The organism is Staphylococcus sp. LCT-H4, assembly GCF_001866145.1.
In the GTDB taxonomy this organism is placed as follows: Bacteria; Bacillota; Bacilli; order Staphylococcales; family Staphylococcaceae; genus Staphylococcus; species Staphylococcus succinus.
In genome coordinates, this window is sequence record NZ_MODY01000001.1 from 55,395 (window position 1) to 82,068 (window position 26,674).

General features: G+C 33.2%; 28 protein-coding genes. 8 read left to right on the forward strand and 20 right to left on the reverse strand.

What is annotated here, in order from left to right:
• Nucleotides 1-109 precede the first annotated feature (109 nt).
• A complete protein-coding gene (locus tag BK821_RS00335; protein ID WP_046835676.1) occupies nt 110-967 on the forward strand; it encodes a RhaT/GlcU family sugar-proton symporter in 858 nt (285 codons plus the stop codon).
• 115 nt (nt 968-1,082) lie between these two features.
• Complete coding sequence (locus tag BK821_RS00340; RefSeq protein WP_046835677.1) at nt 1,083-1,874, forward strand: glucose 1-dehydrogenase; 792 nt, start codon at nt 1,083-1,085, stop codon at nt 1,872-1,874.
• Nucleotides 1,875-2,013: 139 nt separating this feature from the next.
• Here BK821_RS00340 and BK821_RS00345 read toward each other — a convergent pair whose 3' ends face one another.
• Nucleotides 2,014-2,922: an AEC family transporter gene (locus BK821_RS00345; protein ID WP_046835678.1), complete on the reverse strand. Its 909-nt coding sequence runs from the start codon at nt 2,920-2,922 to the stop codon at nt 2,014-2,016.
• Between the two features lie 135 nt (nt 2,923-3,057).
• On the opposite strand from BK821_RS00345, the gene BK821_RS13395 reads away from it, so the two are divergent.
• Nucleotides 3,058-3,231: an SE1832 family protein gene (locus tag BK821_RS13395; RefSeq protein ID WP_169746230.1), complete on the forward strand. Its 174-nt coding sequence runs from the start codon at nt 3,058-3,060 to the stop codon at nt 3,229-3,231.
• A 67-nt stretch (nt 3,232-3,298) separates the two neighbouring features.
• Nucleotides 3,299-3,616 (forward strand): membrane stabilizing protein MspA, encoded by a 318-nt coding sequence (gene mspA / locus BK821_RS00350; RefSeq protein ID WP_046835679.1) that lies wholly within the window; start codon nt 3,299-3,301, stop codon nt 3,614-3,616.
• Between the two features lie 109 nt (nt 3,617-3,725).
• Here the strand turns inward: mspA and BK821_RS00355 are convergent, their stop codons facing one another.
• The 3 genes from BK821_RS00355 to BK821_RS00365 form a co-directional block, all read right to left on the reverse strand.
• Nucleotides 3,726-6,857, reverse strand: coding sequence for an efflux RND transporter permease subunit (locus tag BK821_RS00355; protein WP_071330955.1), 3,132 nt, complete (start codon nt 6,855-6,857; stop codon nt 3,726-3,728).
• A 289-nt stretch (nt 6,858-7,146) separates the two neighbouring features.
• Nucleotides 7,147-8,397: a lipid II:glycine glycyltransferase FemX gene (locus tag BK821_RS00360; protein WP_071330956.1), complete on the reverse strand. Its 1,251-nt coding sequence runs from the start codon at nt 8,395-8,397 to the stop codon at nt 7,147-7,149.
• A gap of 368 nt (nt 8,398-8,765) precedes the next feature.
• Complete coding sequence (locus BK821_RS00365) at nt 8,766-9,527, reverse strand: VOC family protein (RefSeq protein WP_046835682.1); 762 nt, start codon at nt 9,525-9,527, stop codon at nt 8,766-8,768.
• Nucleotides 9,528-9,775: 248 nt separating this feature from the next.
• On the opposite strand from BK821_RS00365, the gene BK821_RS00370 reads away from it, so the two are divergent.
• Nucleotides 9,776-10,210: a MarR family winged helix-turn-helix transcriptional regulator gene (locus BK821_RS00370; RefSeq protein WP_046835683.1), complete on the forward strand. Its 435-nt coding sequence runs from the start codon at nt 9,776-9,778 to the stop codon at nt 10,208-10,210.
• 1 nt (nt 10,211) lies between these two features.
• Nucleotides 10,212-11,417, forward strand: a complete 1,206-nt coding sequence (locus BK821_RS00375) for an MFS transporter (RefSeq protein WP_046835684.1) — start codon at nt 10,212-10,214, stop codon at nt 11,415-11,417.
• 69 nt (nt 11,418-11,486) lie between these two features.
• Here the strand turns inward: BK821_RS00375 and BK821_RS00380 are convergent, their stop codons facing one another.
• The 7 genes from BK821_RS00380 to BK821_RS00410 all read right to left on the reverse strand — a co-directional run bounded on the left by BK821_RS00380 (nt 11,487) and on the right by BK821_RS00410 (nt 16,409).
• Nucleotides 11,487-11,837, reverse strand: a complete 351-nt coding sequence (locus tag BK821_RS00380) for a transcriptional regulator, SarA/Rot family (protein ID WP_046835685.1) — start codon at nt 11,835-11,837, stop codon at nt 11,487-11,489.
• A 504-nt stretch (nt 11,838-12,341) separates the two neighbouring features.
• Complete coding sequence (moaA, locus tag BK821_RS00385; protein ID WP_046835686.1) at nt 12,342-13,364, reverse strand: GTP 3',8-cyclase MoaA; 1,023 nt, start codon at nt 13,362-13,364, stop codon at nt 12,342-12,344.
• Between the two features lie 14 nt (nt 13,365-13,378).
• Nucleotides 13,379-13,987, reverse strand: a complete 609-nt coding sequence (mobA, locus tag BK821_RS00390; RefSeq protein WP_046835687.1) for a molybdenum cofactor guanylyltransferase MobA — start codon at nt 13,985-13,987, stop codon at nt 13,379-13,381.
• Nucleotides 13,988-13,993: 6 nt separating this feature from the next.
• Entirely contained in the window at nt 13,994-14,227 is a 234-nt protein-coding gene (gene moaD, locus BK821_RS00395) for a molybdopterin converting factor subunit 1 (RefSeq protein ID WP_046835688.1), read from the reverse strand.
• Nucleotides 14,224-14,676, reverse strand: a complete 453-nt coding sequence (locus tag BK821_RS00400; protein ID WP_046835689.1) for a molybdenum cofactor biosynthesis protein MoaE — start codon at nt 14,674-14,676, stop codon at nt 14,224-14,226. Before BK821_RS00400 ends, moaD begins: the two co-directional genes overlap by 4 nt.
• Nucleotides 14,677-15,153 (reverse strand): molybdopterin-guanine dinucleotide biosynthesis protein B, encoded by a 477-nt coding sequence (gene mobB, locus BK821_RS00405; RefSeq protein ID WP_046835690.1) that lies wholly within the window; start codon nt 15,151-15,153, stop codon nt 14,677-14,679. It lies immediately after the preceding gene.
• The gene (locus BK821_RS00410; protein ID WP_071330957.1) at nt 15,150-16,409 is read right to left on the reverse strand and encodes a molybdopterin molybdotransferase MoeA; all 1,260 of its coding nucleotides are present in this window, start codon (nt 16,407-16,409) and stop codon (nt 15,150-15,152) included. Before BK821_RS00410 ends, mobB begins: the two co-directional genes overlap by 4 nt.
• A gap of 63 nt (nt 16,410-16,472) precedes the next feature.
• Between BK821_RS00410 and moaC the strand changes: the two genes are divergently transcribed.
• Nucleotides 16,473-16,958, forward strand: a complete 486-nt coding sequence (gene moaC / locus BK821_RS00415; RefSeq protein WP_046835692.1) for a cyclic pyranopterin monophosphate synthase MoaC — start codon at nt 16,473-16,475, stop codon at nt 16,956-16,958.
• Nucleotides 16,959-17,014: 56 nt separating this feature from the next.
• Here moaC and BK821_RS00420 read toward each other — a convergent pair whose 3' ends face one another.
• Both BK821_RS00420 and BK821_RS00425 read right to left on the reverse strand, forming a co-directional pair.
• Nucleotides 17,015-17,515 (reverse strand): MogA/MoaB family molybdenum cofactor biosynthesis protein, encoded by a 501-nt coding sequence (locus tag BK821_RS00420; RefSeq protein WP_046835693.1) that lies wholly within the window; start codon nt 17,513-17,515, stop codon nt 17,015-17,017.
• A gap of 12 nt (nt 17,516-17,527) precedes the next feature.
• Nucleotides 17,528-18,532 (reverse strand): ThiF family adenylyltransferase, encoded by a 1,005-nt coding sequence (locus BK821_RS00425; RefSeq protein ID WP_071331343.1) that lies wholly within the window; start codon nt 18,530-18,532, stop codon nt 17,528-17,530.
• Between the two features lie 329 nt (nt 18,533-18,861).
• Here BK821_RS00425 and cudC point away from each other — a divergent pair, with 329 nt between their 5' ends.
• Nucleotides 18,862-19,413, forward strand: a complete 552-nt coding sequence (gene cudC / locus BK821_RS00430; protein WP_071330958.1) for a choline uptake/conversion transcriptional regulator CudC — start codon at nt 18,862-18,864, stop codon at nt 19,411-19,413.
• Nucleotides 19,414-19,528: 115 nt separating this feature from the next.
• Here the strand turns inward: cudC and BK821_RS00435 are convergent, their stop codons facing one another.
• From BK821_RS00435 to BK821_RS00465, 7 genes are all read right to left on the reverse strand, one after another.
• Nucleotides 19,529-20,134: an ATP-binding cassette domain-containing protein gene (locus BK821_RS00435; protein WP_046835695.1), complete on the reverse strand. Its 606-nt coding sequence runs from the start codon at nt 20,132-20,134 to the stop codon at nt 19,529-19,531.
• A complete protein-coding gene (gene modB, locus BK821_RS00440) occupies nt 20,135-20,806 on the reverse strand; it encodes a molybdate ABC transporter permease subunit (RefSeq protein WP_071330959.1) in 672 nt (223 codons plus the stop codon).
• A 12-nt stretch (nt 20,807-20,818) separates the two neighbouring features.
• Nucleotides 20,819-21,598, reverse strand: coding sequence for a molybdate ABC transporter substrate-binding protein (gene modA / locus BK821_RS00445; protein ID WP_071330960.1), 780 nt, complete (start codon nt 21,596-21,598; stop codon nt 20,819-20,821).
• A gap of 108 nt (nt 21,599-21,706) precedes the next feature.
• Entirely contained in the window at nt 21,707-23,197 is a 1,491-nt protein-coding gene (gene galT / locus BK821_RS00450) for a UDP-glucose--hexose-1-phosphate uridylyltransferase (protein WP_071330961.1), read from the reverse strand.
• Between the two features lie 3 nt (nt 23,198-23,200).
• Nucleotides 23,201-24,202, reverse strand: coding sequence for a UDP-glucose 4-epimerase GalE (gene galE / locus BK821_RS00455; protein WP_071330962.1), 1,002 nt, complete (start codon nt 24,200-24,202; stop codon nt 23,201-23,203).
• Nucleotides 24,203-24,236: 34 nt separating this feature from the next.
• Entirely contained in the window at nt 24,237-25,397 is a 1,161-nt protein-coding gene (locus tag BK821_RS00460; protein ID WP_071330963.1) for a galactokinase, read from the reverse strand.
• A 110-nt stretch (nt 25,398-25,507) separates the two neighbouring features.
• Nucleotides 25,508-26,515, reverse strand: a complete 1,008-nt coding sequence (locus BK821_RS00465; RefSeq protein ID WP_046835701.1) for a LacI family DNA-binding transcriptional regulator — start codon at nt 26,513-26,515, stop codon at nt 25,508-25,510.
• Between the last annotated feature and the right edge of the window lie 159 nt (nt 26,516-26,674).

Below are 26,674 nucleotides of genomic sequence, written 5' to 3' on the forward strand. Positions count from 1 at the left end.
TATTTTTACTATCTTCTTATTTTGGTTTAAAATGGTTTATTAAAGGCAATCATTAGGATTGTTTTTTAGGAAGTAAGTAAAAATAAATAGAGAAAGAGTGAGTAATTGTATGGATTTATTAATTGCCCTGTTACCTGCACTATTTTGGGGTAGTGTAGTATTAATTAATGTTCTTGTAGGAGGAGGACCTTATAACCAAATTAGAGGGACTACTTTTGGTGCATTAATTATTGGTGTGATCTTGTTATTAACTGGTAACGCCAAATTCGATGACTTTACCGTTATCATTGTTGGTTTAATCTCAGGTGCTTTCTGGGCGCTTGGTCAAGGATACCAATTAAAATCAGTAAGTTTGATAGGTGTATCTAAGACAATGCCTATTTCTACAGGATTACAATTAGTAGGAACGACATTATTTAGTGCCATTTTCTTAGGAGAATGGAGTACTGGTACACAAGTTGTATTAGGCTTAACTGCCATGGTCTTACTTGTTATTGGTATTACTATGACTTCAATGAAAGGTAAGAATGAAGCGAGCGAAAGTTCTAAGAACTTTGGTAAAGCTATGCCTATCTTACTTATTTCTACTGTAGGTTATGTTGTATATGTAGTTATCGCACAAATTTTTGGAGTAGATGGTACAAGTGCCTTATTCTTCCAATCTATTGGTATGGCTATTGGTGGTTTAATCTTATCAGCAAAACACGAAACTTCAGCGAAAAGTACATTATGGAACTTAATTCCAGGTGTTGTTTGGGGTATCGGTAACTTATTTATGTTCTACTCACAACCAAAAGTTGGTGTAGCAACAAGCTTTTCATTTTCACAATTACTAGTAATCGTTTCTACACTTGGTGGTATCTTCCTATTAGGCGAACGTAAAGACAAGCGTCAAATGGTTGGCATTTGGGCAGGTATTGTTTTAATTATCGTTGCAGCCTTCCTTTTAGGTAATATTAAAGGATAGATAATCGCGATTCTTAATCATAGCTTTCAATTAATGAAAGTGATATCGTATTATGGGACAAATTTTAAGTTTAAGAGATGTTTAATGTGTTTTATATTTAAGGAGGAGTCAAACAATGTTTGCAGATTTAGAAGGAAAAGTAGTAGTAATTACAGGTGCCGGAAGTGGTATTGGTAAGTCATTCGCAGAATCATTTGGTCAAGCAAAAGCAAAAGTAGTCATGAACTATCGTTCTGAAGGTCATATAGCAGATGTAGATAAATCTATCCAACTTATCGAAGAAGCTGGCGGCCAAGCTATTAAAGTTCAAGCTGACGTTTCAGTAGAAGACGACGTAAATAGATTGGTTCAAACAGCCGTAGATCATTTTGGTACACTTGATATCATGATCAACAATGCTGGATTTGAAAAACCAATCCCTACGCATGAAATGCCTTTAGAAGAATGGAAAAGAGTCATTGATATTAACTTAACTGGTGCTTTTATTGGTTCAAAAGCTGCAGTTAACCAATTCTTCAAAGAAGATAAAAAAGGTGTAATCCTTAATACTTCAAGTGTTCATGACACAATTCCATGGCCTAACTATGCAAACTACGCAGCAAGTAAAGGCGGATTAAAATTAATGATGGAAACAATGTCAATGGAGTACGCTCAATACGGTATCCGCATCAATAACATTTCACCAGGGGCAATTGTTACTGAACATACAAGAGAAAAATTCTCTGATCCAGCTACACGTGCAGAAACAATTGAAATGATTCCATCAAAAGAAATTGGCGAAGCTGATCAAGTTTCAAATGTTGCTTTATTCTTAGCATCAGATTTAGCAAGTTATATTCACGGTACAACGATTTATGTTGATGGTGGTATGACGAACTATCCAGCATTTATGGGTGGAAAAGGCTAATAACTATAATATTATTACTTAATATTGAAAAAAGCGTTCCTGTTCTTAAACAGGAACGCTTTTTTTATATTTAATTTAATCATCACGGATTTGTGAAATTTCCATCTTAAATATCTTTAGTCATCAATATTAAATCATGTTATACAAACAATGCTTGGTATATATACAATATAACAATACTTATCACTATCGTTAAGTTTGTGACCATCCCAACAAGTGGCAATGTTTTATATTTAAATTGAATAGAATATGGAATAATTGCTACACCTACCGGTAATAACCATGCAACTTGCAATGTTGTTTTAATCATTTGATTGTCCACAGGTAAAAAGAAATGAACAAGTAAACCTATCGTAATACCCAGCCCATAATGAATAGCTAAATATTTCATTGCAATAGGTAAAAATCTTTTATCAATACTGAAATTCAACATTAATCCTAGTAGTATCATTGATAATGGCATATTTGCACTAGATAACACAGAGAAGAAATCAATCACTGGTGCCGGAAAATGAATATTAAGCATATTTAAAATAAACATTGTAATATAAGTCATTAAAGGGACTGATTTCACTAAATTTTTACCTAAATATTTAAAATCAAAACTATCCCCTGCACTACTAAAATAACTCCCCACAAAATAAGTAACACCAAACATAATAATCGCTCCACCAATATCTGCCATACCAAAATATATCATGCCAGTTTTTGGCCAAATTGCTTCAACAAGTGGATATGCAAACAAACCTATGTTCAAAGAAGCCATCATCATACCCGTTGTTCCTCTAATTTGATTATCATATTTTACAAATAGCCAAATTACTATCACCTTTGCTAGAACGCCGTATAAAATCATCATAATAGGCAATATAGAAAGAGACACATCTAAATCCGCTTTATTTAAATTCACTATCACAAGAGAAGGAAGTGTGACGTTGAGAACTAACGTTGAAAAGACTTGACTATCGTTAGCCTTAAAATAATTAATTCTTTTAAGTGCATAACCTAATGCGATGAGTAAAATAATTATGATAAATTGTTGTGTCACAATAATCCTTCTTTCATTTTCATTCTATTTTCATATATTAACATATTTCTTCGCTATTTTAGAAGCGTTCAATTTCGTGTTATACTTTATTAAAATACTACAGTTTTCACTGTATCGATAAAGGAGTACGTTATAATGGATTTAAATGAAAAATTAGCTGAACTTAAACATGACTACGTAAGATTACAAGGCGATTTAGAAAAAAGAGAGTCCGTCAACCAGCAAGTTGACCCATTATTACGCCAACTTGAAGATATAGAACAAGAAATTGCTGAAGTGCGTTCAGAAATTAGTCAAAAAGAACACTAATAACATCCTAGTCAACAAAAAATTTACATGCTAAGATTAAGAACGAATATAGAAAGGATGTCATTTAATGCAATTGTATCTTATCTTTTTACCCATATTATATTTAATCGTCAGTTACATAAGTATATTTAAATTGAATACGATTATAACCCGTATTTTACGTATAATCATGGCTTTGCTTTTATTATTTGTTGTAGCTATTACAACGTTATCCTTCCCTGCATTAAATTGGTGGGTATTTGTTATACTCATACTCATTGTTGGGAATGTAGAAATAACTGCTTTTAAATACGGCAAAAAAGATCAAAAAGCTGTAAATATTTTAAACATAATGAGTGTTATATTATTTGTAATATATGTTATTTTATCTTTAGTGTTATATTAAAATTAAACAGTATATGTATCAGTACAGAAATAGTAATTTATTTCTGTACTTTTTATTTATACAAAAAGGCATGGGTATTTTATCGATACCCATGCCTTTCATTATGTCATTACTTATACTTTCTCTTGTTTATCAACTTACCTTTCAAAGTAAATAGTATTTCATAAATCACTGGTACGACTATTAATGTTAATAACGTAGAGGAAATAAGTCCGCCTACAACAGTGGCTGCCATTCCTTTTGATATTATGATTGAACTGCTTTCACCAAATAGCATTGGTGATAAGGCACCAATGGTTGCTAGTGCAGTCATTAAAATAGGTCTAATACGTGTGGCACCCGCCTCTAATAATGCTGCTTGCATATCCATACCTTGTTGTTGCTGATTAATTACTCTGTCTACGAGTACAATTGCATTCGTCACGACAATACCTATCAACATTAGCATACCTATCATACTTGGTACTGAAATCGTTTCACCGGTCAGAATAAGTGCTATAACGACACCTATAATTGTATACGGTAATGAGAATAGAATTGTTAATGGCGCTAATGGGCCTTTAAATGTTAATACGAGTACTAAGTAAACAATGATGATTGCTGCTAACATTGCCACTGCTAGCTGAGTAATCGCCTTAGTAATATCTTCATTTGCACCGCCAACGTTGGTTTTTACATTGCTTGGTTTATCCATGTTGTCCACTTTAGTCATGACTTTTTGTGATGTTCCACCAACATCATCATTTGTTACTTTTGCTGAAACTGTCGCTGCGTAATCACCTGCTTTAGTATTTATTTTGTTTGGTGTAGTCGACATTTCTAGATGAGCAATATCGCTTAATACGATAGTATTTCCTGTTGGTGTTTTTAATTCTGTTTGTTCTAATTTGTTTTGAGTCCAATGTGTTTCTTGATTTTTTTTAATTTTTACATTTATTGATTTACCATGCTCTTTCACAGTAGTTATACTATCTTCAGGTGTGTTTTGATTTAAAGTCATAGCTAACTGTGAAGCTGATAATCCATAGTTAGACGCTTTGTTTTGATCTACTTTAATATTATATTGGTCATAGGTTTGTGATAAATCAGATTTAACATTAGCTATCCCTTTTATAGCTTTCATATTATCTTCTATTTTATTTAATGTTCCTTTTATCGCATTTAATGACGGTCCACTAACGGTAACTTTCAATTCATTATTATTACCACCTGTACCCATGTCTTGATTCGACCACTCACCTGGATGATTGTATTTTTTTATATGTTTTAATACTTTATCTGGCTCTTCATCAAAGTGAGGTGTGTCAGATTGATATTCAACCATAAGCGCTAAACTCTTAGAATTACCGGTAGGATCTGTTGGCGTCGCACCACCAACAGAATACTGCACAGTTTCCACTTTGCTTTTGTCATTTAAGTAGCCTTGAATTTCTTTCGCATGCTTGAGTACGCTTTGTTTTGTTTCCCCTGGTTCTGGAGTATAGGTCAAAGCCATATATTTATCTGAACCTGTTGAAATAAAACTCGTTCCTAGCTTAGCAGCGCCTAATCCAATGCTCAATAATAAAATCAAGGTACTCACAATAATCACAAACCACTTATGGTTTAATGACCATTTCAATACACTTTTATAGTTTCTGCCTACTCTTCCTAATGAAGTTGCTTTACGTTGTTTAATACCGTTCTTAAATAATGTCGCACTCAACGCAGGTACAATCGTAATTGAAACAAGTAGTGAAGCTAACAGACTAAACGCAATGGCTAAAGCAAACGGCCTAAACATTTCACCAACTGATCCTGTTACAAATGCTAAAGGTAAAAACACAATGATGGTTACAATTGTTGATGACATGATTGGTTTAAACACTTCATTTGTTGCACTTACTATTAACGCGTCTCCTGTTAACCTTTCGTCTTGTTGCGATAACCGTCTATAAATATTTTCTACTACTACAATTGAGTCATCAATAACTCGACCAATGGCAATAGTCAAAGCGCCAAGTGTTAAAATATTTAATGATACATTGCACAACTTCAATGCAACCATAGCTATAAGTATCGACATTGGTATAGATACAATTGAAATGGCAGTTGTTCTAATATTTCTTAAAAATAATAAAATTACGATGATTGCAAAAATAGTTCCTAAAACTGCTTTTTCTATCATTGTATAAATTGAATCTTCAATAGGTTTTGCCGTATCCATAACTTTAGTGGCCACCATATTAGGATTTTCTTTTACAAACTGTGCTATTTCTTTCTTGGTATCTTTAGCAACTTGTACTGTATTCGCATCTTGTGCCTTAATTACTTGTACATTAACTGCATCTTTCCCATTTGTTTTAGATATTGATGTACGTTCATCTCCTATAGTCACTGTAGCAATATCGCTTAATTTAACAGCTTTACCGCTATTACTAGAAGATGGTCCCTGAACAGAGGAATTTGGCGCGTCCTGTACTTCACTTTCCCCTTGTGACTGAGCACCTGCACCTGCTTGAATTGGAATACTTAATTGTTTTAATGCACTTACAGACGCAAATTGCCCATCAACAACAACAGATTTTTCTGTTTTATTAAATTGGAAAAGCCCTAATGGTGTCTGGCTCGTAGCACTTTTCAAATATTGTTGAACGCCGTCAGCAGTCATTCCCGTTTGTTCAAGTTTATCTTGATCAAAGTTAATTGATACTTCCCTTGTTGTTTGGCCATTAAGTTGCGCATTTTGGACACCATTTATCGTTTGGAGTTTAGGAAGTAAATGGTTTTTAAGATTACTCGTAGTATCTCTTAAATGATCACCTTTCATCGTAAATGAATATGCAACAATAGGAAAAGCATTCATAGAACTTCTACTTAACTCGGGGTCATCTACTTCTTCTTTAAATTTAATTTTATCAATTTCTTTTTTTAATTCATTTTCAACATTATCTAAATCTACGCCTTCTTCATATTCTACAGAAATGATAGATGCATTTTGAATAGATTGTGCGCTAACGCTTTTAACATTAGCCATAGACCTCACTTGATTATCAATCTTGTCACTTACTTCTTCTTTTACTGTTTCTGGCGTCGCTCCCGGAAGCATTGTTTGCACTTTAATCATAGGGGGTTCAACATCTGGCAATAGTTCAAGTTTCATTTTCGAACTTGAATATACCCCTCCTAAAATGACAAGTAATACCATTAAGAAAATCGCAAATTTATTTCCCAATGAAAATTGCAATAACTTTTTAATCATTCCCTCATTCCTCTCTCCCACTTTCATATCATATAATCAATTTACCATAAGTTGAATTACTAAAATATCTATATTCTAATAATTCTATAAAAACACAATGATAAAAAATTTATATAATATACTAATAATAATTATTTTCCTCATCAAAAAAACCTATTACGCTTTTTTAGTAACCCATTCTATGTACCAATAAATATGAGTAAGTCTGAATCACTTACCGTCTTTAACATAGGAGGTATACTATTAAAAAACTTAATAGGTAAAATGTTTGTCTTTATTTTATAATGTATTATTTACGTTTTAACTTGCGCGAAATTTTAACTTTAGCTTTTGTTAACTTAGGCTTAACGTTTTCAATGATTTGATAGAGAGGTTTGTTTAAAACATAATCAAATTCTCCAATTTTTTCACTTAAATAAGTACCCCAAACCTTTTTAAAAGTCCATAATCCATAATGATCTGAATCTTTGTCAGGATTATTATCTGTGCCACCAAAATCATATGTTGTCGCTCCATGTTCTCTAGCAAACTGCATCATAGCAAATTGCATATGGTGATTCGGTAAAAACTCACGATATTCATTGGATGAAGCACCATATAAATAATATGCTTTATTGCCTGCAAACGTCAATAACGCTCCAGATAAATAGATACCTTCAGGATGTTTTGCTTCTAATGCTTCCATTTCTTTTATAAGTTCTGCAGTTTTATTCATTTTTTGTTCAGCATCATTAATTTTATTTAACGTTTTTTTATCTTGCTTTTTATCAGCTAATTTAGCTTTTTCAAGTTCTAAATCTGCTAAATCCTGTCTCAAGTCATTTAAAACTGGTTTCGGTTGAAGCTTAACTAAAAATAGTTCCGCATCACCGTCTGGATGAAGCGCATCATATATATTTTGGAAATAGCTAATATCTCGTGTTAAGAAACCATCTCGTTCACCCGTAATCTGCATCAAGTTTGCAAATGTTTTTAAGCCTTCTCTATTCGAACGCTCTATAGTAGTACCACGTTTTAATGCCAATCTAACTTTAGAACGGTTACGTCTTTCAAAGCTTTGAATCAACGCTTCATCGTCTTTTTCGATTGGTGTAATCATCGTCATTCTTGGCTGAATGTAATCTTTTGATAGTCCTTCTTTAAAGCCTTTATGCTTGAAACCTAGCGCTCGTAGATTTGTTAATGCATCCGCGCCTTCGTCTACTTCAACATCAGGGTCAATTTTAATTGCATAAGCTTTTTCTTCTTTAGCAATTTGCATCGCATATTCTAAAAGTGATTCTAGTGCAAGTTTGTTACTATAATCAGTAACAAAACCTCTAGATATATAACATAGCGTATAAGGTAGTTTAGGCACTTTTTTAAATAAAAGTTGTGCCACTCCAACGATTTCTCCCGCTTCCCCAACTGCAATACGCTTTGAATACCATCCAGTTAGTTTTTTTGTTTCCGCCCATTTAGTCAATTGTAATAAATCACCTTGAGGATGAGCTTTAACAAATGCATCATGTTCTTGATTTGTGATATTCATCTTTTCCATAAAACTGATATCTCCTTTATCTTACAGTACATTAATATTATACATTGCTTGACTCATTCTTTCACATATAAACCATTGATTTGCTATACTATAATAAAAGTAAAAAAAGAGGTATTTAACATGCGCATTTTTATTCTTAGTCTACTATTAATTATAAACGTTATCTTTGTGATTCATTCTTTAGGTCAAACCCTTACCATTTCATATCTTAGTTTAAGGATTTTGTTTGCGGCATTAACTTTTATTCTAACAATATATCTATTATTATTGCGCACGAATAAATTCTCAACTTATTTAACTATTTTAACATTAATTATTTCTTTGATACACATTTTTATTATTGCACATAGCGCTTATGTTTATATCTATTAATCAGCTTCAAAACGATAACTCACGCCTCTTATGATGAGCGTATAAGGCGATGTTGTTAACGTATCTTTGATCACAATAGATTTATAACCAGAGTACTCTCCATCCAATATACGATATGTTATATCATCTGCTTTTAATTTTAATACTGTCTCTGTGGCTGATTCGCTAATGATTGTCATATCAAACCATTCTTGCCATTTCTTTACAGTATGTGCGCGTTCTGTACTATATAATTCAATACCTTTCACACTAAATTCTTTTTGTTGGAAAGGCGCTATTTTTTTATTTCTCACTTCTTCACGTTCATTCCACTGTATGAAAAAGGGAGGTTTAACTCTATAATCTGGATCAGCAATATACAATAATTTCCAAGATGTTTTATCGCCCTTTTTATTCTCTCTCTGCATGTTTACTGGTCCAATCACTTCTATATTTCGGTTTTCTAAATCCCTCTTCAACTGCTCAATATCTTGCGTACGAAACGCTAATGTCTTTACCCCTTGTTTATAATTATCTTGTACTATTTTTGATGGAAAAGAAACGCGCCCTTCGTCAGACTTTATAACTTTTTGTAATATCTCAGGCTTAAATACATCTAATAGTTCAATATAGGCATTGTTTAGGTAAGCTAATCGATTAAAAGTACCTAATCTTACATGTTGACCCCCTTGGTGTAAAGTGAATAAATGCCCTGGGTATTTAAAGTCATTTAATTGATGAACATAATGGATAATGTGATCTAATTTTAAGTTTTGCATAGTAAGTGGCCCCTTAACGTTTGTTTACAGTTCCATATTACCAAACTGCGCAATGTATTACCTGTTTCAACCGCTTTTAGAAATTAGAATTAGCCCTTGCTGAATAATCCTAATTAAAAATTTTACGTTGTCTATTATTTACCCATCGCCCCTTCTTCGTAATCTCCTATTGCTTTATTACAAAAAAAGGATTACAATAATATTGTTACAAATTAAGTTAGCAAAGCTAACTACTTTCGGAGGTTCACATGTATACAAAAGACTTCTTCAACCACTTAACTGCTGTTTATAGACCCTATATAAAATTATTACAACCTATCTTTGATGAATTCGAAGTATATCCTGCACAATGGTTAGTATTAAAAGACCTCGCATATAATGGCCCAACAACTCTAGTACAAATTTCAAAACGACGTGCAATAGAGAAACCGACTACACGGAAAATTTTAAAAATTCTTTCTGAAAAATCTTTACTCACAATAGAACAAGGTATAGATAAACGTGAAAAAATATTAACGTTATCTGAAGATGGAAAAATATTATTCGATAATATTACTCAACGTATCGAAACCGTACAAGATGATATTGTTAAACATACGAATCTATCTTCATCACAATTAGATGAAGCAATTACAACCATTCAATCAATTCATGAACAAATATCAAAAATGGAGGAAGCATGACATGAACCAATCACAAACAGTTAAAGCGCCCATATGGACTAAAAGCTTTAACATTAACTTTATTACAAATTTTTTAGTTTATCTATGTATGTATCTACTCATAGTCATTATTGCTAGTTATACTAAATCCGAATACAATGTTTCAGATAGTGTAGCTGGTTTAGTATCCGGACTCTTTATTATTGGCTCCTTAATTGGTCGTTTCGCAACAGGAAAATATGTCAATAAAGTAGGACCTAAGCGTATATTGCTTATCGGTTTAGCTCTATTAGTCATCACCCAACTATTTTACTTTATAGAAGGGTCATTGGCTTTACTTATGTTTACTCGATTAATTAATGGTATTGCTACTGGTGTAACAACTACTGCTACTGGTACCATTGCCGCTTATGTTACACCACCTGAAAGAAAAAGTGAGGGCATTAGTTTATTCTCATTAAGTCTAGTTATCGGTGCAGCAATTGGTCCTTTCTTTGGCCTATTACTTATTAATACATTTCCAATAAAACTATTATTTTCTATTTGCCTTATTTGTGGGGTAGTAAGCCTAATCATATCGTTCTTTGTTAACCTTCAATTTGACATCATTTCGAATCAAGATGCTATTGAAAAAGCACCAAGTAAAAAATTCAATCTAAGCAACTACATTGCAAAAGAAGCGGTGCCTGTAGCTGTAATTATGCTAATATCTGGATTAACTTACTCATCAATACTTACATTTTTACAATTTTTTGCACAAGAAATTAACTTAGTAACACTTTCTAGTTATTTCTTTATATTTTATGCAATTGCATCACTAATTACTCGTCCAATTGCCGGTCGTCTGATGGATCAAAAAAATGAAAATGTGGTTGCTTATCCAGCGTTCATATTCTTATTTTTAACATTCATTGCACTCAGTGTCACAAGTAATGGTTGGACTCTCATTCTTGCTGGTTTGTTATTAGGCGCTGGTTATGGCAACATTTCATCATGTATGCAAGCTATCGCCATAAAAGTATCTCCACCAGCTAAATATGGTATTGCTACATCAACCTATTTTATTGGTTTAGATTTAGGTTTAGGATTTGGTCCATATGTACTTGGATTTGCAACTTCATCGGTTTCATATGCTCAACTCTACGCTATAATGGCAATTATTGTAGCAATTACAATGATTATATACTTCCTTGTACATGGTAGAAAAGTGAAACACATCAATGCGTAACAAAAAACGTAACATTCGTCATTGTGGAATGTTACGTTTTTTTTATATCTTCTTAAAATTAATCTTATGCTATTGAGCGATTTTAATATTTTCTATTTCACTTATAATCTCATCTAGTAATTTGATTTGAACTGTATTGAAATAGTAAAATACTTGACGTTCATCAGTTTCTGAACGCACTTTTGATATCAACTCTTTCTTATATATTTTTCTAATAATCACATCAATTTTACTTGTGTCCCATAACATCTCGAAATGTAAGGTATCTCGTAATTCTTTTCCACTAATTTTTTGAGCATCATAAACTTTATACAAGACTACGAACTCTTCTATAGATAAACTATGTATTGATTTAAGCCAATGCTTCAATTGACTCAAAGCTCTCTCTGATGTAATAAAATATGATACTTTACTTTCCATAATAGTTGCCTCCTCATTGTCTACTCTAGTTGTATTAAATGGCTTTATATAATGAATAAGCTTTTAAAATATTATATAACACTTTCTTCATTAAATTTATTATTTTTAAAGAAACAGATAAATGTTTTCTACTATAGAAAATAATTTATATATCCTACCATACATATCATTTTTGATTCATATAATCTAATACCTTTTTTATAATTAGCGTTTACTTCTTTCAATTTCTTACTAAATCATTTGAAATAATATTTTAAACAAATTGCTCATTTAATTTATAATTTGATAATATACGATTTTAGGTTATATTTTATTTTCATAAAAATGCCATGAATAGATTTATATCTTTCACTTTTTAGACAATATAAAGAACTGAAGTACTTCAACATGTGAGATACTTCAGTCCTTTAGTTTTTAGTATAGCGCTTATTTTATTATCACTAGTTAACATATAAAGCACCTCATTAATGATGCACTAAATTGATAACGCCTATCTTCTTCCTCTTATCCACCAATATAATTCATATTTATCTTTTTACGTTTTCTATTTGCCACAGTTTGTTCGGTCCGTTCATCAGAGTAACGATCATCTCTTATATGCCACAATGCTTTAAATTGTTCTAACAATGCATTGTCACTTACACCTGAACGCATAAAAGATTTAACATTAAAGCCATCCATTTCACTGAAGAGACAACCATAAAACTTACCATCTGATGAAAGCCGTGCACGTGTACACGTTGAACAAAAAGATTGCGACACACTGGTAATCAATCCAAACTGTGCATCATTATCGTTATGTCGATAATACTTCGCTACTTCCCCATAATACTTAGGTGGTACAGGGGAAATATCAAATCTAGACTCTATCATATTAAGCATATCTGCTTTGGATACCACTTTACTAAAGTCCCATCCATTGTCATTGCCAACATCCATAAATTCAATAAATCTAATTTCAATATGCTTCTCTTTAAAATATTGAACCATTGGAACGATTTGGCTGTCATTCACACCTTTTTGAACAACCATATTAACTTTCACATGAAAGCCAATAGAAACGGCGTAATCAATTTGGTCTAAAATAGTTGCAGCCTTGATATTTCGATTATTTATTGCTTGAAATACTTCATCATCAATGGCATCTAAGCTCACATTTATTCGTCTTAATCCAGCATTGTATAGGTTTTGACCGTGCTTTTTCAAAAGTAATCCGTTGGTTGTCAAACCTATATCTTCCACACCATCAATTTCATTGAGTTTATATATTAATTTATATAAATCACGTCTGAGCAATGGCTCACCGCCTGTAATCCGAATTTTTTTCACGCCTAATTGTGTATACACTTTCGCTATCCGTGCCATTTCATCAAATGTAAGCAATTCATCTTTAGGTAAAAAAACAAAGTCATCACCAAAAATTTCTTTTGGCATACAATAATCACAACGAAAATTGCAACGATCGGTAACTGACAATCTTAAATCGCGAATTGGACGTCCGAGTTTATCAGTTATTTGTTCTACCATAGCAATAGGCCTCCTTATCTATTCATCATAACTTGCTTTAAATCGTTCAAATCTTGTTGATAGTTAATGTTTTTGTACCAATATGATGTTGATTCAATTGCTTGAACATCTAGCCAATCACTTTCAACTTTTGTATATACATTCTTTAAACTATAATCGTCTGAAGCTAAGGCTTCATCTATATATTGCAAAGCATGTGGACTATAAAAAGCTAGTGTAGGAATGGGTCTTCCATTGTCTTTAAAACCCGCGATATCTAATTGATCCTCTATAAGGTGTTCAATCATAAATTGGTATAATTTACTAATTGCCTTTTGTGTAATCATTGGGGTATCCACAGATATCACAAAAAATAATTCTTCATCCTTATATTGACGCATAACTGAGCGAATACCTGCCAATGGTCCTTTATCTTTATTTTGGTCGTCATCTATAACTATATTAGGATAATCAAAATGACTCGCTAATTGTTCATTTGTACTTATAACAATTTGATTAAACATATTTGTGGCTTCTAACACATCAATAATTCTCTTATAAAACGTTTGCGACTCAATCTGTGCAAAAGCCTTGGGTTCACCGAATCTCTCAGATTGTCCTCCGGCAAGTATAATAGCTTTCATCTCTCTTTAACCTCCGCTAACTGGTGGAATCAATGCAATAATGTCATTAGGTCGAACAATATCGTCATTTTTTACAAATTCTTCATTTACTGCGACTTGAAATTTTTTATCACTGATACTAGGATAACGTTTAAATAGATCAATTATAAAATCTTCCACAGTGATATCATAGTTTAAATTTATATCTTCCGTATCTTTCTCTAATATTTCTTTAATTTCTGCAAAATAAAGTACTTTCATGATTGACCTCCTTCAATTGCATCTTCATAACTTCCATGTTGGTGCCCTTGCCATTGCGCACCATCTTCCCATATTTCTTTTTTCCATATAGGGACAATTTCTTTTATACGTTCAATCGCATACTCATTTGCTTCATATGCATCTTTTCTATGTGGGGAAGAAACACTGATTAAAACTGCGATATCTGAAATTTTTAATGGACCAATTCTGTGAACAATTGCCGAGTAGGTGCCTGGCCATTTCACTGATATCTCATTTCCGATTTGTGCTAACATCTTTTCAGCCATTGGAATATAAGCTTCATATTCTAAAGATTCTGTTTTAATCCCTTTAGTCCATTCTCTTACATGACCAGTGAAAATGACTACTGCGCCTTGGTGCGCATTAAGCACGTATTCTCTATACTGCTCTGTTTGGATAGGTTCACTTACAATTTCGAATTGTTTCATTTAGTTCATTCCTTCTATATTAAAAAAAGATAATAACCATTGCTCATACTTAGGTAATGCATCCACTTCGTCTAAATTAATACGATATTGTATATTTGTAAGATGCTCTAATACATTTAACTCACTTTTGTCTCTATAAACTAACACTTTATCAAAATTCGCTTCTTTAAAGCCTTCTACTAATATAAAGTTTGTTTCTATTGTAACAGATTCATTGATGATTTCATCTAGAGATTGTCTGTATTTTCTTGTAACCGATTGTTGATAACTTGTTCCTTGAACAATACTTTGATCCGCACCAGCTTGAAAGTGTTTCATATGATCGACATCATCGCCTTGTAGCGTAATATCATCCATATCATGTCCATGATGTTTAATTGTTGCTATATTAAAGCCTTGTGACTTTAAAAATTGAACTGTGTGCATCATTAGCGTTGTTTTACCTGTGTTTTTATAACCTACAATTTGTAAAATCATAGTTGCCATTCCATTTCATAACTTTGTGATTCAGTCAATAATACATTCACTGTATAACCCTTTTTATAGCCTCTTGTTCCCCCTGGTAACATGATCATTGCATTGCTATGTGCTATAGCTACTACCGCGCCTGATTTGTTAAAGCCTGAAGGCACTACAGTCATCTCTTTACCATTAAAGGTTGCACGTGCGCGAATAAATCGCGTAAAGGGGTTAGGCTTTTTAAAGTCTTCCATTAATGTAGCTCGTACTACTTGTGGATATATCGCCTTAGCCCCCATCATATGTTGCACTGCCGGCTTGACGTATAGCTCGAAACCAGTAAAGCATGCTGAGGGGTTTCCAGATAAACCAAATAAGTATTTTCCATCTGCAACTGCTACTGTAGTCACACTCCCAGGTCTCATTGCAATTTTATTAAATAATACTTCAGCTTCTATTGCTGCATATATCTCAGGCAAGTAATCAAAATCACCAACAGATACACCACCTGTTGTAATAACAATATCATGACAGCTCATAGCTTCTTTGACAGCTTGTATACTACTTTTGAGATCGTCTTGTTGTATTTTATAAGATTCTACCTTTAAATCTAACTTTTGAGCTAACGCAACAATCATAGGACCATTTGAATTTCTAATTTTACCAGCCTGTAAATTATCTGTAACATCTAGCAACTCACTACCTGTTGCTATTACTGCAATAGTAGGCTTTTTAAAAACAGGAACTTCTCCATAACCATATGTCGCCAGTACTGCAATAGCTCCTGGATTTATTTGTTGTCCTTTTTGCAATACAATATCACCTGTCCGCGTTTCTTCACCTTTTAGCGATATATTTTCATTGGCTTCAAATGGTTTGCGCAACGTAAAACTTTGATTACTTTCAACAGTTTGTTCTAACATTACAACTGCATCTGCCCCTTCAGGTATAGCTGCCCCTGTCATAATTCTGACCGCTTCAAATTCACCGACAGTTTTTTCGGAAACAGAACCCGCACCAATATGATCAATCACATTAAATTTTATTCTATGATCACCATTTGCACCTACCGTATCTTGGCTTCTAATCGCAAAACCATCATATGGGGATTTATTAAACCGAGGAATATCATAAGTAGCTACAATGTCCTCAGCTAATATATGATTTATACTTTCATGTAATACGACCGTTGTTTGTGTCATAACGATATTTTGACTAACAACACGTTCAATAGCACTACTAACAGAAATTGGATTTCTCTTTTCAACTGTCATATAATCTACTCCTTACATATATTTATTTCGTGATATACTAAAAAACGATTAGGAGGGATATTTTTGTCTGAATTCACACATATTAATGCCCAAGGAAATGCCAAAATGGTTGATGTTTCAGAAAAAAACATTACCAAACGTATAGCAATTGCTCACTCTAGTATTACGGTAAACCCAGAAATTTATAAACAGATTGTTGATCACACAAATAAAAAAGGAAACGTCTTAAATACTGCACAAATTGCCGGTATTATGGCTGCTAAAAAGACTGCTGACATTATCCCTATGTGTCATCCATTACCGCTCACTGGTGTCGATGTTGATTTTACTTGGCAAACAAATAAAACTACTTATACATTAAACATTCAGGTCACTGTGTCAACAACTGGTAAAACTGGTGTAGAAATGGAAGCTCTTACAGCAGCTTCTGCGACAGCCTTAACTGTTTATGACATGGCCAAAGCCTTAGATAAAGGCATGATTATTGGCGAAACCTATTTGTTATCTAAATCTGGTGGTAAAACTGGGGACTTCCAACGTGACGCTTAGTTATCCTCAAAAGAGCAGGAATAAATAGCACGAGCCCAATTTTGTTTGGGCTCTAATTATTTTTTAATTTCTGTTACTAAATGATTGAGTTCAGGTTTTATTAATCTGTCTAATGCTAATTTAATTGCTCCTGTTGACCCTGGGAGGCTAAATATCAATTTATCCTCAACTGTGCCTGCAACTGCACGTGACAATAATGCGCGTGTCCCTACATCTTCTGTATAACTTAAATATCTAAATAATTCTCCAAATCCTTCTATCTCTTTCGTTAATAATGAAGAAACTGCTTCTATTGTCACATCTCTTTTGGCTATGCCTGTACCACCAGTAGTAATAATTACGTCAATATCTTGAGACAACCATATCTTTAATTGATTTAATATTTCAGATATATCATCTTTAACAATACAGTAATGCTCCTTTTCTACTGAAGCATTTATTTCTGATAATAACGTTATTATTAAATTACCACCTTTATCTGTTTTATAATCTCTTGTATCTGAAACCGTTAACACTGCACATTGAATGTCTCTATCTAATTTAATATTTGTATGCATAAACGCGCTCCTTTATCCAAAAAGTTGGTTGATTAAGGTTATAGCTTGGTTTGGGTGTTTCATTTTATGAATTAATAATCTACCGCCTCTAAAACTCACAATAGGATGTCCTTTAAATTCGAAACGTAACATATATGGATTCCGTTGATAATCAATGGCTTGCTTAACTAAAAATGATTCTATTATTTCCTGGGAAATTTCTGGGTTTTGGTATTGAATTGTATCTCTTCCGCATAAACTTACATACTGTCGCTTTGTTTCATTTATATAAGGATAACTTGGGTTTTTACCACATGTAGGGCACGTCTCTCTTTGTATTTTACTAAATCCAAATACGTAGTGGTTGCCTTCCCATATATCACCATAGGTTAATTTTGTAGGTATGTTTTGTTGCGTTAGTATTTTAAGTGCATCTCGTGATTGTAAACTCGTAGTCATTGTCACCGCAGGCTGTATCACACCTACAGTATCACAAGTCATATTTATCATTGGTAATTGAGGCACTAAACAGTTAAAGCAAGGTGTCTTACCTGGAATAAATGCTGCTTCTATATATGTACTTTGAACTACGCCACCATAAATCCAAGGAATATTCTGTTGAAAAGCAAAATCATTAATTAATTGTCGAGTTTCAAAATTATCAGTGGCATCTAAGATTAAACTTACCTTTGTACCATAATGCTCTAAAAATTGTCTGTCAACGTGTGCAATATGCGCATGAACTTTTAAATCTGATCGAATTTCAGTCAGCTTATTTTCTGCAGCAATCACTTTAGGCAATGCTGCTTTTGCATCTATTTCTGTAAATAATGTTTGCCTTTGCAAATTACTGAATTCAATATAATCCCTGTCAACAATCGTTATTTCACTCACTCCTGCTCTTACCAAACTTTCTGCAAGATGCGTGCCTAAAGCTCCCATACCAATTATGAGTACATGAGAATGCATAATTTTATATTGTCCATTGTTACCAATAGCTTTAAATAATGTTTGTCTAGAATATCGGTCTATAGTCACCACAATAATCCTCTCTATACGTCATTGCTTCCATTATAAATCTTGCATCAGAATGTCACAATGGTTTGGTATCGATAATGTATAAACACGTGTATTCCCTAATTCGGGTACTTATTATCACTTAAAATTTTTAATACAATAGCTTAGATGCTGCATTTATTATTTGAAATGTTCTCTTAACCTATAATTGTGGCCTGAATCATGTATATTACTTAAATACAAGTATCCATTTATGAAAATAGTAAAATATTAAATTGCTCACTATAAATAATATCCATTGAATATGCGTTCGTGGTACAATAAATTGAATATAATATGGAGGTGAATGAATGGCACGTTCAAAAGGCTACGAAGAACAGCTTGAACAAGCTAAAGATATAGTCATAAACTCTATCGGAGAAACAATGGACCTTTATGGGGTTAACCGTAGTGTCGGTAACTTATATGGTACGATGGTCTTCGAACAAAAAAGTATGACTTTAGATGAAATGCGTTATGAATTACAAATGAGTAAACCAAGTATGAGTGCAGGTGTTAAAAAACTTCAAGAGTTCGATGGTGTTAAGCAACAATTTATCAGAGGCAGTAGGAAGCAACATTTCACTGCTGAAAAAGATTTTTTCACATTCTTTGGCAATTTCTTTTCTTTAAAATGGAAACGTGAAATTAAGTTAAATATAGAAGCGATACATAAAGCTGAAAATATACTTAATCCCATTGTACATTCAAATACAGCAGCTCCAGAAATCATAGAGGAAGCAAAAGAAGTATTAATTCAAATTGAACATTCTAAAGTCTATTACGCTTGGCTTTCAACACTAAGTGATGCATTAGCTAGCGGCAAGATTTTCGACTATTTTCCTATACCAGAAGATAAATAGTAAAAGGCATGAAGCACATCACGGTGACTTCACGCCTTTTTATTATGTCGTAGTTTTCACCTTGCACATGTTTTTCAAATCGAGAGAACATCAGATTTTCACACCTCTATTGCAGTCAACCAATTTCAACTACTTCTTGTGCTAATAATTCAGCTTCATAATTTGAATGTGTTACAAAAATCAACGGAATTTGCCATTCGTCAAATATATGCTGAACTAAACGAATACTTTCTTCTTTCGTCGCATCATCAAGACTAGAGAATGGCTCATCTAATAGTATTAAGTCCGGTTTAGTACTTAAAGTTCTAGCAAGTGCTACGCGTTGTGCTTCCCCACCTGATAACCGTGCTGGAAATTGTTGCTTTAAATGTCCTATATTTAATTGGTGCATTACTTTTTCAATATGCTCAGATGGTTCAGCCATAAATGTGATATTTTGATACACATTCTTATTAGGAAACAATTGATAATCTTGAAACAAATATCCTATATTCCTGTGTTGAATTTTAACTTCAATATGCTGCGTTGTATCTGTTAGAACATGGTCTTTTAATTCAATATATGCCTGATCTGCAGGTTTTAAACCAGCGATAATATTTAATAATGTTGTTTTACCAATTCCAGACGGTCCTTTAATTGCACATATTTTAGGGTTTTTATGATGTAGATGAATATCTAAGCGTGTATGTTCTAGACTATGATTAATTTTTATATTTAACAATTAATCTACCTCCTGAAAACGGTCTTTGTTTAACACATTAATTGTCCCAATCACTGTAATCGCAAATGCAACAAGCACAATCACCCAAAGCCAAGCTTGATGTTCTTTACCTTGTTCTACTAAAAAATAAATTTCTAAAGGTAACGTATTAGTTTTATTTGGAATATATCCGGCAACCATTAGCGTTGCTCCGAACTCTCCAATGGCACGTGCGAAACTCATCATAACTCCAGATAATATGGATCGTTTTGATAAAGGTAAAATTAATTCAAAAAATATTTTACTCTCGCTTGCCCCCATCGTTCTTGCAGTATTGAGCATCTTATTATCAATACTACGAAACCCTTGGACCGTATGTTGGTACATCAAAGGTAAACTTACAATTACAGATGCTATAATGGCCCCTGTCATTGTAAATACGACAGGTAAATGTAATACATTATCGAAAAATGAACCGATTATATTTCGCGGTGAAAATATAATTAGCAAAATAAATCCCATTACTGTTGGAGGTAATACAATAGGTAAAACAATTATACTCTCTAAAACTCTAGCAAAAAAGCCATGCCTTTTATACAACCATCTCGAGATAAAAATACCGATAAAAGTAACGATAATCGTACTTATTATTGCTACTTTGAGCGATATCCAAAACGGTGTAATATCTGGCATTATCAGAACCTCCTAGATTTCAAATTGATATTTTTTCAATATATTTTTAGCTTTGTCAGTTTTAAGGAAATCTATCCAAGCTTTAGCTGTTTTTTTATCTGACGTTGCAGCCGCCTTATAAATAATTGGGTTATTCAAATTTGCAGTATTTAGCGATTTAACTTTACTATTTCCATTTTCCTGACTTTGATACAAGTCTGTTTTATAAACATAACCTAATTGTGCGTTACCTTTTTCTACGTAATTAAGAACTTGACGTACATCTTTAGCAAAGACCAAATTACTTTTTACTTGGTCATAAAGATGATGCGCTCTCAAATATTGTTCAGCATATTTGCCCGCAGGCACAGATTTAGCTTCTCCAATCGCTAATTTATCATTTGCTTTTAAATCTTTTACCGATGTATATGTACTATCTTTTGTTCCAATAAGCACTAGCTTATTTTTGGCATATTCATATGTATAGCTTGCTTTCTTTTGTTCTTTTAATGCATCAACATCTTTCGTATTAGCTGACATGAGCACATCTACAGGTGCTCCTTTTTCAATTTGTTGTCTTAACGCACCAGAACCACCATAATTAAAAGTAACATTAATTGATTTATGCTTTGTTTCAAATGCCTGCTCTAAATCTTTTGTAACATCAGTTAAACTTGCTGCTGCTGATACTTGCAATTCTTGCTTTTCATTATCTTTATGCTTAGCATTGTGGTCGGTCGAACTTGAACAGCCTGCTAAGACAAGACAAAATGCAACTACCACTAATATGATATGTCTGTATTTAACTTTCATTTTAGCAACTCCTTTTGGTCATTATTATATGCTTAATTATAAAAAAACAAAAGAGCTGGCCAAAACGAAATATATTTTGACCCATCTCTTTTGTAAATTAAATTGATACTATAAACTATTAATAAAACGACTAAAAGCTTGCTGTCCTTGGTCTGTATTTTTAAATACGCCTGCATCCTCCAATACACGTTTGAACTTGTAACCAACTTCATTATCCACGATTTGGTCGACATTTGAACTACTAATATCATAGTTCTGCAACATCTTTTCTGCCCATTGTTGGTGAACACCTATATCTAATTGTGACTCACCTAACAAGTATCTTTTCACCTGTCTCAATTCTTGCTTCAAGCGTCCAGGTAATATGGCAGTGCCCATTACTTCTATAAGACCAATGTTTTCTTTTTTTATATGTTGTACGTCTTTATGTGGATGGAATATACCATCAGGATATTGCTCTGAGGTTTGATTGTCACGCAAGACAATGTCTAGCTCATATTGTTGGTGTCTGTATCTTGCAATAGGTGTAACTGTGTGATGACGTTCTCCTTTATTGCTATATGCTCTAATTGCAACTGCTTCGTCTGTATATTGATTCCACTGATTCATGACGTATGTTGCTGCTTCAATCAGTTCATTTTTCTTTGTACTTTTTAAACGAATAACACTCATCGGCCAATTTAGTGTACTCGCTTGAATTGAAGGGTACTCAACTATCTTAAAATTTTCAACTTCAGCAGCATTATCCATAGGAAAGACATATTTCCCAGATTGGTAATGATTATGAGATAAAATAGATCCCCCCACAACTGGTATATCAGCATTTGAACCTATAAAATAATGTGGAAATTGGTCAATAAAATCCAACAAATTAACGAAAGTTTGTTGGTTGATTTTCATAGGTACATGGCTTTCTGATAATACAATACTGTGTTCATTAAAATAGGCATATGGAGAATATTGAAATGCCCATCGCTGATTTCCTAGCATTAAATGAACGATTCGATGATTTGATCGAGCAGCTTGTAATACTGAACCTACGTATCCTTCATTTTCAACACATAATGCACATTGAGGATAATCTGAACTTGGTGCTTCTTTCGCTTGTGCAATTTGCTGCGCATCTTTTTCTGGTTTTGAAAGGTTAATTGTAATTTCAATGTCACCATACTCTGTCTCTACGTCATAATTAATATTATGAGCAATCGCATCTTCTTTCACATAATGATTACGTTTTGATAATGTATAAAAGTAATCTGTGGCCGCTTCAGGTGATACCTTGTAAGCTTTATTAAACTCACGATTAAGCACAGAAGGACGCGGTGTAATTAAATCTAAAATTTGTGCTTCAACAATTTCTCTTTGATACAATACATCTTCAATACAATTTTGATCAACTGCATTTTGTATCCAATATTGCGTTATCTCGTTTGCTGTCGCACTTTCATTTAATGTAGCTATTGAAGTATTATCTATACCGCTTGCATTTAAAATACGGATCAATTGATTTTGAATATATATGGCATCTTCTACTTCATAATCTCCATACATGACGGCTTGAGATACAAATTGTTGAACTAATTGTTGGTTTAATAACACGTCTTACCCCTCCATATCTTCTTGATAACCATTTGGATGTTGGTAATGCCATTGCCAAGCTGATCCAATGATGTCATTGATATTGTCATGTTTTGGTTGCCAACCTAATAATTGTCGTGCTTTATCACTTGATGCCACTAATTTACTTGGATCACCTACTCTTCGTTCACCTACAATAGCTTTAATCTCTTTTTGAGTCACATTACGAGCTGCTTCTAATATTTCAAATACAGAGTACCCTTGACTACTACCTAAGTTAAATGCACCTGGCTCCCCATCATTTTGTAAATATTCATATGCTAAAATATGCGCCTCTATCAAATCTTCAACATGTAAGTAATCACGTATACATGAACCATCTTCCGTATCATAATCATCTCCAAATACGGTTATTTGATCTCTTTGACCTAGTGCAGTTTGTAATACAATGGGAATAAGATGCGTTTCTGGACGGTGATCCTCGCCAATTGTGCCATCTTCTTTAGCACCAGCTACATTGAAATAGCGTAATGCAGCATATTTTACTCCATAGGCTTCGTGACTCCAATGCATCATTTTTTCCATCATTAACTTACTTTCACCATATGGACTTGTCGGTGTTTTAGAATCTTCTTCTGTAATTGGTACTGAATCTGGTTCTCCATATACTGCTGCAGTTGATGAAAAAATAATATACTCAACTTGGTGTGCATACATTACTTCAAGTAGAACTTGCAAACCTTGTACATTATTATTAAAATACGCTAACGGCTTTTGTACAGATTCTCCTACTAAAGAATACGCGCAAAAATGAAAGACGCCTTCTATAGATTCATTAGTAAATATGTGCGTTAAAAACCCTTGGTCTCGGATATCTCCTTCATAAAATTTCGCGTCTCTATGAACAGATTGTCTATGACCTGTGCCTAAATTATCTACGACTACGACGTCATATCCTCTAGAAATAAGTTGATCTACCGCGTGACTACCTATATATCCTGCGCCACCTAAAACTAAAACAGCCATATTAAAAATCCTCTCTCGATTTATAGTATCGTTTTTATAATATTTTCACGCCATCACTAATACCTACATGATAAAATGATGGTAAATATCCAATTTTTTCTTTATACGCGTGAGATACCTCGTCTTCCAAATGTTTGATGCTATCTTTATGTACTAATGCAATCGCACAGCCTGCAAACCCGGCACCTGTCATCCTCGCACCTAGTACACCTTCAACTCGTTGTGCTGTTTCAGCTAGCGTGTCTAATTCAATTCCAGTAACTTCATAATCAACTTTCAGGGAAGCATGAGATGCATTTAATAATTGTCCAAAACTACTAAAATCATTTTCTTTTAAATATTGATGTGCTTTTAGTGTACGTTCATTTTCAGTTACAGCATGTCTCGCACGACGTAATTTAACCTTATCTTTAATTAACTTTTGATGTTGCTCAAATTGCTCAAAAGATAATTCCCCTAAAGCATCAATATCAAGTTGTTGTTGTAATGCAGCTAATGCATCCTCACACTCAGCACGACGTTCATTATATTTACTCTCTGTTAATGACCGACGTTTATTAGTATTCATAATTGAAATGACATAGTCACCGAACTTCGCAGGGACATAATCATATGCTAAAGTTGCTGTATCAAGCAATATCGCATGTTCAGATTTACCCATGCCAATAATAAATTGGTCCATAATACCTGAATTAACGCCCATAAATTTATTTTCTACAGTTTGACCTATCTGAATCAGTTGCAATCGCTCTAAATCTAATCCAAACAATGCTTTCATTAACCAACCTGTCAATAACTCAATTGAAGCTGAAGAAGAAAGACTTGCACCATTAGGAATATTACCTTCTATTAATACATCAAACCCTGAATCAATATGCTCAAATTCTTGAGATAAATATTTAATTACGCCCTTAGGATAATTTGCCCAATCGTGCTTAGAATCAAAACGTAATTCCTCCAAAGTAAATGTAATGATGCCTATATCTTCAAAATTATTTGAATAAAGTTGTATAATACGATCATCTCTTTTGCTTGCTAGACCATAAGTACCTAATTCTATGGCCGCAGGAAAAACATAGCCACCATTATAATCCGTATGTTCCCCAATAAGGTTGATTCGTCCAGGTGCAAAAGCACTTACTTCTGCCTTTACTCCATATAATGACTCAAACTTTTGATGCATTGCTTGTAACATAACAATCCCACTCCTTTAATGTTTCAATAATTCAATTAAGTTAATAGACCCCTTAAGTAAGTAAACACAAATAAAGTTTACTTGTTTACTAACTGTTTTGTCAAACAAGACTATGTGTTTGATTTAAATGTATTTCTCTCAATAAGTTGTGCTTCTACCACCACATGTATTGCAATACGTCGTGTGTTATTGATACGTTCTTCCGCCATTCTAACTGCTATCCTGCCAAATTCATCAACTGGTATATGCACACTACTAATGGAAGGTACAGTATACTTAATCACTTCCAAATCATTAAAACTAATCAATTTAATTTCATCTGGAATTGTAACTTTTTCATATTGCAACTGTTGTAGAATGCCAATAGCCACCATGTCATTACCTGCTATAAACACTTCTGGCAGTGATTGTTGCTTCGCTAATACTTTTACTGCTCGTTCTCCATCTTCTTTGTCCCAACCATCAAGTATTGAAATATCTTCAATTTGTTGTTGTTTACACCATTTTTTATATGCTTCATATCTGACATCTGTATTATTATAAAATGGCTCACCTGACAAATTTCGTATAGTATGATAACCGCCGACATACGCAATTTTAGATAACTTCAATTGACCTAACTGATTAAGTAAATGCGTCATTGAATGATTAAGATCAGAATACACTGCATCTATTGATTTAGGCGTATTCGGATTATTAATAACGATAATATTTTTATTGCGTTGTTTAAGGATTTCTATTGCATCTCGAGAAAAATTCCCTACAACAATGATTGCGCCAGCCTTATCAATTTTTGCTAAATCTACTTCTGATTGATTACCATCTATTCTAATAGTACGCTTAAGTGACAAGTTTAATCGTTTAACTTCCGCTTCAATCGCTAAACGAATCTCCCGATAGTACGGATCCGACATTTCTTTAGCTCTTGAAGCATATGTGATTATCTGTATGCTTTTATTCTTTCTAGATGATTTTTGATATTGTAATTTATCAGCGATGTCATGTATTCTTTGTCTTGTAGTTTTAGATACTGAGAGTGTTGGATCATTATTTAACACTCGTGAAACTGTACCTGGACTCACCTCTGCTGCTCGCGCGATATCTCTAATACTTGCCATTCGACTCACCTCTAACTATTGTTTACTTTAAGTTTACCTGTATATGATTTTTATAGCAACAATGATAGTTATTTCAATTCACCAATTTCTTACGTTCATACCTATAATTTCAGTTCATCACTAACTATAAAATCAAATCTGATTCTTTTTTTTATGGGT